Annotated in this window: 6 protein-coding genes; 5 read left to right on the top strand and 1 reads right to left on the bottom strand. The window is 70.0% G+C overall.

Features of this window, described 5'->3' with window-relative positions; all coding sequences use genetic code 11:
* Positions 1-22 precede the first annotated feature (22 nt).
* Genes EJP67_RS10400 through EJP67_RS10380 form a run of 5 tightly spaced genes read left to right on the top strand, consistent with a single transcriptional unit; the run spans position 23 to position 7,757 of the window.
* A complete protein-coding gene (locus EJP67_RS10400; protein ID WP_126021617.1) occupies positions 23-1,558 on the top strand; it encodes a tryptophan halogenase family protein in 1,536 nt (511 codons plus the stop codon).
* Positions 1,555-2,982, top strand: coding sequence for a TolC family outer membrane protein (locus EJP67_RS10395; RefSeq protein WP_240650588.1), 1,428 nt, complete (start codon positions 1,555-1,557; stop codon positions 2,980-2,982). Before EJP67_RS10400 ends, EJP67_RS10395 begins: the two co-directional genes overlap by 4 nt.
* Positions 2,979-5,102 carry a type I secretion system permease/ATPase gene (locus EJP67_RS10390; RefSeq protein ID WP_126021616.1) on the top strand — a complete coding sequence of 708 codons (2,124 nt, stop codon included), beginning with the start codon at positions 2,979-2,981 and terminating at the stop codon, positions 5,100-5,102. Before EJP67_RS10395 ends, EJP67_RS10390 begins: the two co-directional genes overlap by 4 nt.
* On the top strand, positions 5,083-6,462 hold the full coding sequence (locus EJP67_RS10385) for a beta-barrel domain-containing protein (RefSeq protein ID WP_240650587.1): 1,380 nt from the start codon (positions 5,083-5,085) through the stop codon (positions 6,460-6,462). Before EJP67_RS10390 ends, EJP67_RS10385 begins: the two co-directional genes overlap by 20 nt.
* Before the next feature lie 26 nt (positions 6,463-6,488).
* Complete coding sequence (locus EJP67_RS10380) at positions 6,489-7,757, top strand: tetratricopeptide repeat protein (protein ID WP_126021615.1); 1,269 nt, start codon at positions 6,489-6,491, stop codon at positions 7,755-7,757.
* Between the two features lie 24 nt (positions 7,758-7,781).
* Here the strand turns inward: EJP67_RS10380 and nadE are convergent, their stop codons facing one another.
* A complete protein-coding gene (gene nadE / locus EJP67_RS10375; RefSeq protein ID WP_126021614.1) occupies positions 7,782-8,621 on the bottom strand; it encodes an ammonia-dependent NAD(+) synthetase in 840 nt (279 codons plus the stop codon).
* Between the last annotated feature and the right edge of the window lie 2 nt (positions 8,622-8,623).

The raw sequence follows: 8,623 nt of genomic DNA, 5'->3' as shown, positions 1-8,623 counted from the left end.
ACGAGCCCATGAAACCACGCATATGCTGAATCTTCGCAACATCTCCCGCGCCGTCGTCATCGGCGGCGGGACCGCAGGCTGGTTCTCTGCACTCACGCTGCGCCGCCTGTTCGCGCCGCAGGTCGAGGTGCGCGTGATCGAGTCGCCTGCCATCGGCATCGTCGGCGTCGGCGAGGGCGGCCTGCTCAACCTGATCGATGCGCTGCGCCGCAACGGCATCGGGCTCAACGAATTCGTGCGCGAGACCGGCGCCGCCTTCAAGCTGGGTTTCTGCTACGAAGGCTGGCGCACAGGGGAAGACGACGACCGCTACTACCACCTCTTCGGCCGGCCCGGCCTGCAGGAAATCGACTGGATGGAAGCCGGCTTCCATCCGCTGCTCTCGGGCATGGTGCACGAGGGCATGGAGCTTCACCGCTACATACCGGGCTTCGCGTCGATCGCGATCAATGCGTCGCAGCAGCAGGCGGCGGCGATGCTCCAGCTCGGCGCGAGCTCGGGCCTGTCGGCGTCCTTCCATTTCGACAGCCACAAGCTTGCCGACTACCTGCGCCGCGTGGCCGTCTCGCGCGGCGTGGTGCACCAGCAGGCCCGCGTCGAGGAACTCGTTTGCGACGCGCAGGGCATGGCGCGGGCGGTGCGGCTCGAAGGCGCCGAGGAGACCGTCGGGCTCGACCTGCTGGTCGATGCGTCCGGGCTGGCGCGGCTGGGCATCGGCGGCAAGCTGGGCGTGCGCTGGCGCTCGTTCTCCGGGTACCTGCTTCTCGATCGCGCCGTGCCCTTCCACATGCCGCACCCGCAGCCGAATCCTTCGCTGGTCACGCGGGCGATCGCGATGCCCGCGGGCTGGATGTGGCAGATACCGCTGGTGGAACGCGTGGGCGCCGGGTACGTCTTCAGTAGCGCGCATGCCGACGAGGCACAGGTCGTCGAGGAGATCCATCGCCGCATCGGCCCAGGGATCGAGCCGATGCGCACGCTCAGGTTCGAGCCGGGCCATTTCGAACAGGTCTGGGTCGGCAACGTCATGGCAGTGGGGCTGGCCTCGGGCTTCGTCGAGCCGCTGGAAGCGACATCCATCGGCCAGATGCTGGAGCAGCTGCGCAACTTCGAGCGCATCGTCGCGGCCGGCGACGGCGTGGTGGCGGGGCACCTGATCGACGACTTCAATGAAGCCAATGCGCGGTGCTGGTCGGGCATCCGCGACTTCCTGCGCATGCACTACGACTGCCCGCGGCGCGACACCGCCTTCTGGCGCGATGTGGCGGAACTGCCGCTGCCGCCCAGCTACGCGGAGCTGTGGGCGTGCTTCCAGCAGCGCACGCCGCGGATGGTGGACGTGCAGAACTACGCAATCAACGGATGGCAGGGAATCTTCCACGCCCTCAACTGGCTCTTCGTGGCCGCGCCGCTGGGCGTGGTGCCGCGCGAAGCAGCCGCAGCCGAACTGCAGGGCCTGCCGTCCGCCAGCCGTGCGCGCGTGGCGGCCTACATCACCCGGATGCGCGAGCTCGGCGCAGCCGGCGACTTTTCTTCGAAGGGGGACCGATCCGCGTGAAACCAGGCACACACCTCTGCGCAGCCGCATGGCTGGCCCTTGCGGGCCTGCCCGCGGCGGCGCAGGAATTCGTCGAACTGAAGGCGTCGCGGCGGCTCGCGCCGAGCGCGCTGGCACGGGAGCTGGGGGCGCTGTCGTCCCAGTCGCAGGCCTCCCCGGCCCCGCAGGACTCCAAACCCCTGGAGCTGGCCGATGCCGTGCGCCGCGCTGTGGCGCGCCATCCCTCGATCGCCGATGCCATCGCCACGCTGGCGCAGCAGTCGGGCGGCGTCGAGGTGGCGCGCGCCGGCTACTACCCGCAGGTGAAGCTGGGCATGGGCGCCGGCCTCAACAACAGCGGCGGCTCGGGCGCGGGCCGAGGCCGCGGCAACGGTGTTCTGGCGAGTGCCTCGCTGTCGCAGATGCTCTACGACTTCGGCAAGGTCTCGGGGGCGGTGGACCAGTCCGAGGCGCAGGTGCGGCGCCAGCAGGCCATCGTGCTGCGGCAGATCGACGCCGTCGCGCAGCAGACCGCCGAGGCCGTGGTCAGGGCGCACCGCTATCAGTCGCTCGCCGCGATCGCGCAGGAGCAGGTCAAGGCCGTCGAGAAGGTGCTCGAAACCGCGCGGCTGCGCGCGAAGTCGGGCCTGAGCACCAAGGCCGATCCGCTGCAGGCGGAGTCGCGCGTCGAGAGTGCGCGCGCCAACTTGCTGCAGGTGAAGTCGCTGCTCGCGCAGTCGCGCGAGCGCCTGGCGACGCTGCTGGGTGGTGCGGCCCCGGCGCTGGTCGCGCCGCTTCCGCAACAGCTGGCCAGCGAGCTGCGCATCGACCAGGCGCCGGACGCCAGCCTGCTTCCCGACGTGCTGACCGCCGAGGCCGACCGGCGCGTGGCCGCCGCCCAGCTCGAGATCGCGAAGGCGCAGCGCTATCCGACGCTGAGCCTCGACGTCTCCGCCAACAAGGCCATGGGCGGCGTCAATCCCGCCACGATGGAGCGCAACGGCATGCACCACACGGTGATGTTCAACCTCTCCAGCGCGATCTTCCAGGGCGGCGCGATGGATGCGCAGGTGCGCTCGGCCACCGCCGCCGAGGAGGCCGCGCGCATGCGCATCGATACCGCCCGGCTGAATGCGGGCGACCAGATGCGCAGCTTCCGCGAGCAGGTCGCCGGCGCGCAGGCGCGGCTGGGCGTGCTGGCCGAACGCCGCCGCAGCATCGGCGAGGCGCGCGACCTCTACCGCGAGCAGTACACGCTGGGCACACGCTCCATCCTCGACCTGCTCAACGCCGAGCAGGAGATCCACCAGGCCGCGGCCGACCAGGAGGCCGTGCTGCACGACCTCTGGGAAAGCCGCATCGGCTACATCGGCGCGACCGGGCAGGGTCGCGCCTTCTACGGTCTCGACAACACCACCGTCCAGGGAATGGAACTGCTTCCATGAAACTGCCTCCGCAGTACACCAGCTGGCTCGACGCCATGCTCTATGTCGCACGCCACTACGGCATCGGCGCCTCGCAGGAACGCGTGCGCGTCTCGCTGGCCTGGGAGCGCGGCGCACCGATGGACACGCTGCTCGAGCACATGGCGCGGCACCTGGGCCTCTCGTTGCGCCTCGATGCCTTTTCCAGCGCGCAGCTCGACCCATGGCGGCTGCCGCTGGTGGTGGAGTTCGACAACGGCGAAGTCGGCGTGGTGCGGGCGGCCGATGGCAACGGCAAGCTGGGCGTGCTGCTCGGCGGCGACCACGGGCTCGAAACCGCGCTGTCCGCCGAGGAGCTGCAGCGGCGCGCAAGGCGCTCCGCCATCCTGCGACCCAACACCGCGGTTCCCGACGCGCGCGTGGACGGCTACGTCAAGCCCTACCGTTCCAACTGGTTCTGGGCCATCGCGCTGCGCGACTGGCGCCGCTACGGCGACATCGTGCTGGCCTCGGTTTTCGCCAACGTGCTGGCACTGGCCTCGACGATCTTCTCGATGCAGATCTACGACCGCGTGGTGCCCGCTCAGTCGGAATCATCGCTCTGGGTACTGTTCGGCGGCGTCATGCTCGCCGTGGCCTTCGAGTTCCTGCTGCGCATGTCGCGCACGCACATCTCCGACGTGATCGGCAAGCGGGCCGACCTCAAGGTGTCCGACATCGTCTTCGGCCACGCGCTGCGGGTGCGCACCGATGCACGCTCCAAGTCCACAGGCTCCTTCATCGCGCAGGTGCGCGAGGTCGAGCAGGTGCGTGAGCTGCTCACTTCCACCACGATCGGCGCCGTGGCCGACCTGCCGTTCTTCGTGCTCTTCCTGGTCGTGCTGTGGCTGGTGGCCGGGCCGCTCGCGCTGGTGGCGCTGGCGGCCGTGCCGCTGCTGGTGATTCCGGGGCTGCTGATTCAGAAGCCGCTCGCGCGGCTGGCCAGCGAGGGCATGCGCGAATCGGCGCTGCGCAACGCGCTGCTGGTCGAGGCCGTCGAGGGCCTGGAAGACATCAAGCTCCTGCGTGCGGAGCCGCGCTTCCAGAACCAGTGGAACCACGCCAACGATGTCTCGGCCGGCGTCAGCATGCGCCAGCGATTTCTCACGGGATTGCTCATGACCTGGACGCAGGAGTTGCAGACCATCGTCTACGCCGTGGTGCTGCTGGCGGGCTGCTTCCTCGTGATGAGAGGCGAAATGACCACCGGCGCGCTGGTCGGTTCGTCGATCCTCGCATCGCGCATGATCGCGCCGCTCGCGCAGCTCTCGGGCGTGTTCGCGCGCTGGCAGCAGGCCAAGGTGGCGCGCGCCGGGCTCGACCAGCTCATGCAGCGCCCCGTTGATCAGCCCGAGCGCGCGCGGCTGGTGCATGCGGCGGCACTGCAGGGGCGCTACAACGTCACGGGCATCGAATTCCGCTACGGCAAGGACGACAGGAGCCCGGCGTTCGCGGCCGCGCAGCTGCAGATACAGCCCGGCGAGAAGATCGCGCTGCTGGGACGCATGGGCGCCGGCAAATCCACGCTGCTGCAGCTGCTGGCCGGCCTGCAGGCGCCGCAGCGCGGCAACGTGTCGCTGGATTCGCTCGACATCTCGCTGATCGATCCGTCCGACCTGCGCCGCGACGTGGGGCTGCTCACACAGAACGCACGGCTCTTCCACGGCTCGATCCGCGAGAACATCACCATGGGCATGCCACTGGCGACCGACGAGCAGGTGCTGGAGGCCCTCGCCATGGCCGGCGCCTTGCCCTTCGTGCAGTCGCGCCCCGAAGGGCTGGCCGAGATGGTCCACGAAGGCGGCCTCGGCCTCTCGGGTGGCCAGCGGCAGGCGCTGCTGCTCGCGCGCACGCTGATACGCCAGCCTTCGGTCGTGCTGCTGGACGAGCCCACCGCGCACTTCGACGAAGTGACCGAACGCCAGGTCATCGATTCGCTGGGCGACTGGCTGGCGCCTCGCACGCTGGTGGTGGCGACGCACCGCATGCCGGTGCTGCACTGGGTGGACCGGATCATCGTGGTCGATGGCGGACGCGTGGTGATGGATGGTCCGAGGGACCGTGTGATTGGAGAGCTTTCCCATGGCAACAGCAACGCCTGAAACAGGCCGCCCCCATGCGGGCGGCGGTGCGGTAGTGGTGGCCGACGCCGCGCAGAGGGCACAGGCGGTGCACGCGGCGCAGGCCGCGCAGAAGACGGTCGCCGAGCTGCCCGCGCGGCCGGCCCCGGCCACGCCCGCCGCACCGGCAGGCACGGCTGCGCCGAACAAGCCGCCGGCCCGGTATCCGGTGGCGTCCACCGCCGCGCGCTACTCGCCGCCGGAGCCGCCGCTGCCGCGTTCGTCGCTGATCGTCTGGATCGTCAGCGCGGCGCTGCTCGCGCTGCTGGCGTGGGCTTGGTGCTTCGAGCTCGACGAGGTGTCGACCGGCACCGGCAAGGTGGTGCCCTCGTCGAAGGAGCAGATGGTGCAGTCGCTGGAAGGCGGCATCCTGGTCGACCTGAAGGTGCGCGAGGGCGACATCGTCGAGGAAGGGCAGGTGCTCGCGCAGCTTGACCGGACCAAGACCGAATCGACCGTGCAGGAGAGCGCGTCCCGCGTGCGCGCGGCGCTGGCCATGTCGGCGCGGCTGACGGCGGAGGTGGGCGGCACGCCGCTGGAGTTCCCGCCCGAGGTGCGGGCCGACCCCGACCTCGTGCGCACCGAGACCGCGCTCTACCGTTCGCGCCGCGAGCAGCTCTCCAGCAGCCTCGCCGGCGTGACGCAGGCGCTGGCCCTGATGCGCAGCGAGCTCGCGCTGACCGAGCCGCTGGTGTCGCGCGGCGCCGCGAGCGACGTGGAGGTGCTGCGGCTGAAGCGCCAGATCAACGAGGCCGAGAGCAAGGCGGTCGACATCCGCAGCCAGTACTACGTGAAGGCGCGCGAGGAGCTCGCCAGGGCCAACGCCGAGATCGAGGCGCAGCGCTCGGTGACGCGCGGGCGCTCCGATTCGCTCACGCGCCTGACCTTCGTTTCGCCTGTGCGCGGCATCGTCAAGGACACCGCGTTGACAACGGTGGGCGGCGTGCTGCCGCCGGGCGGCAAGCTCATGGAGATCGTGCCGCTCGACGAGAAGCTGCTGGTGGAGGCGCGCATCTCGCCGCGCGACGTGGCCTTCATCCATCCGGGGCAGGAGGCGACGGTGAAGGTCACGGCCTACGACTACGCCATCTTCGGAGGCCTGCCGGGCAAGGTGACGACGATCTCGCCCGACACCATCCAGGACGACGTGAAGCGCGACGTGTACTACTACCGCGTGTACATCCGCACCGATGCCGACCACCTGATGAACAGGAGCGGCAGGAGCTTCCCGATCGTGCCCGGGATGATCGCCTCGGTGGACATCCACACCGGCAGCAAATCGGTGCTCGACTACCTGATCAAGCCGCTCAACAAGGCACGCGAAGCGCTTCGCGAGCGCTGAAGCCAAGCGACAACAGGAGGGCGACAATGGCCAGGAAGGGCACGACCAGGACGAAGGCACCGGTTCCGGCGCGCAGGCCGGCGAGCACGCAGCAGGCGCTCGATGCGCTGGGTACGCGGTTCCGCGCGGCCTTTGCGCAGGGAGACTACGAGAAGGCGCGGGGCTTCGCGGCGCAGGCGTGGGAGGCCACGCACAGCCCGCAGCCGCTGGCCGACGTGGCGCTGTGCCTGCTGCGGCTCGGCCAGCCGCAGCAGGCCTACCACCTCTACCTGCGTATCGTCGGCGAACTCGGGACCGCCAATACCTGCGACGGCCTGGCCGAGGCGGCCGGGCAGCTCGGCAAGCGCGACGAGGTGCGCAGGTTCGGCTCCGAGTCGCTGCGCCTGAAGATGCTGGAGGCCGACAAGGAGCAGGCCGCCGCCACGGTGGGCCTGCCTGCGCCGCGCTGCTTCGACGAGCGCAACCGCCATCGCAACCTCATCGCCTTCAGTCTCTTCGGCGGCGACCCGCGCTACTGCGAGATGGCGGTGCTCAACGTGCGGGCCGCGCGCGAGTTCTTCCCGGCGTGGCTGTGCCGCTTCTACGTCGACGACTCGGTGCCGGCCGACGTCTGCGGCCGGCTGATGCGAGAGGGCGCCGCGGTGATCGACGTGCGCTCCATCGGCGGCCAGGACCTGCCGGGGACCATGTGGCGCTTCCTCGCGCTCGACGATCCCGCGGTCGACCGGGTGCAGTTCCGCGATGCCGATTCGCTGCTGTCCACGCGCGACCAGGCGGCGGTGCGCGCGTGGTGCGCGTCCGACCGCTGGTTCCACGTGATGCGCGACTATCACTCGCACACCGAACTGATGCTCGCCGGCATGTGGGGCGCGTGCGCGGGCGTGCTCTGGGACATGGCGGGCGACATGCGCGCGTACCTGCGCAGCCGGCCTTTTTCGTCGCGTTATGCAGACCAGCATTTTTTGCGGCACCGGGTGTGGAAGGTCGCCCAGCGCAGCCTGCTCATGCACGACGAGTGGTTCGACCTGCCGGGCAACCAGCCCTTTCCGCCCCATGTGCCCATGACCGTGGACGCGCGCTACGCCCACGTGGGCGCCAACATCGGCGCGCCCTCGATGCAGGTGGTGCACGAGGCGCCCGACGGCACGCAGGTCCGCTGGACCCTGTTCGACGCCGCCGGCCAGGCCGTCTGCAGCTACGACGCCGTCGTGCGCGACAACGGCTACGAGGCCAGCATTCCCGCGCCCTACGCGGCGGAGATATCGGCCGGGCGCTGGAAGGTCGTCACGCGCTGAGCCTGCGCGGCAAGGCGGAAGCCGTCAGAACGGCTCGACCGGCAGCGCGCGCTTGTGCGCGCTCTTGCGATGCGTAGCGAGGATGATGCGCCGCGCCTCGGCCGACACCGGCTTGCCTTCGAGGAAGTCGTCGATCTGCTCGTAGGTCACGCCGAAGGCGTCCTCGTCGGGCTTGCCAGGCACCAGCGATTCGAGGTCGGCCGTGGGCACCTTGTAGACCAGCGCGTCGGGCGCGCCCAGCAACTGGGCCACGGCGCGCACGCGGCGCTTGTTGAGGCCGGTCAGCGGCGTGATGTCGGCCGCGCCGTCGCCGAACTTGGTGAAGAAGCCCATCAGCGCCTCGGCCGCATGGTCGGTGCCGATGACGATGCCGTCGTGCGCGCCCGCCACCGCGAACTGCGCGATCATGCGCTGGCGCGCCTTGATGTTGCCAAGCACGAAGTCTTCGTGCGCCGCGTCGCGGAACTTCAGGTCGCCTGCCTTCAGCGCCGCGAGCATGGCATCGGCGGCGGGGCGGATGTCTACCGTGACCGTGCGGTCGGGCTTCATCACCACGAGCGAGGCCTGCGCCTCGGCCTCGTCCTTCTGCACGCCGTAGGGCAGCCGCATCGCGATGAAGCTCGCGTCGTAGCCGGTGGCGCGCAGCTTCTCGACCGCGCGCTGCGCGAGGCAGCCGGCGGTCAGCGAATCGACGCCGCCGCTGATGCCCAGCACCAGCGTCTTCAGGCCGGTCTGCTTCAGGTAGTCCGCGAGAAAGTCGACGCGCCGCTCCAGTTCGCGGGCTGCGTCGAAGACGGGCGCGACATGCAGCGCCGCGATGATTTCGCGCTGCGTGTCGTCGACGGGGGACAGATCTGCACTCATGG

This window comes from Variovorax guangxiensis (assembly GCF_003952165.1).
Classification (GTDB): Bacteria; Pseudomonadota; Gammaproteobacteria; order Burkholderiales; family Burkholderiaceae_C; genus Variovorax; species Variovorax guangxiensis.
Note: the sequence above shows the minus strand (reverse complement) of the source record. Positions and strands in the feature narration are given on the sequence as shown.

Coding starts and splice junctions, on each gene's coding strand:
- EJP67_RS10400 (WP_126021617.1), top strand. CDS start 23: ATGCTGAATCTTCGCAACATCTCCCGCGCCGTCGTCATCGGCGGCGGG.
- EJP67_RS10390 (WP_126021616.1), top strand. CDS start 2,979: ATGAAACTGCCTCCGCAGTACACCAGCTGGCTCGACGCCATGCTCTAT.
- EJP67_RS10385 (WP_240650587.1), top strand. CDS start 5,083: ATGGCAACAGCAACGCCTGAAACAGGCCGCCCCCATGCGGGCGGCGGT.
- EJP67_RS10380 (WP_126021615.1), top strand. CDS start 6,489: ATGGCCAGGAAGGGCACGACCAGGACGAAGGCACCGGTTCCGGCGCGC.
- nadE (WP_126021614.1), bottom strand. CDS start 8,621: ATGAGTGCAGATCTGTCCCCCGTCGACGACACGCAGCGCGAAATCATC.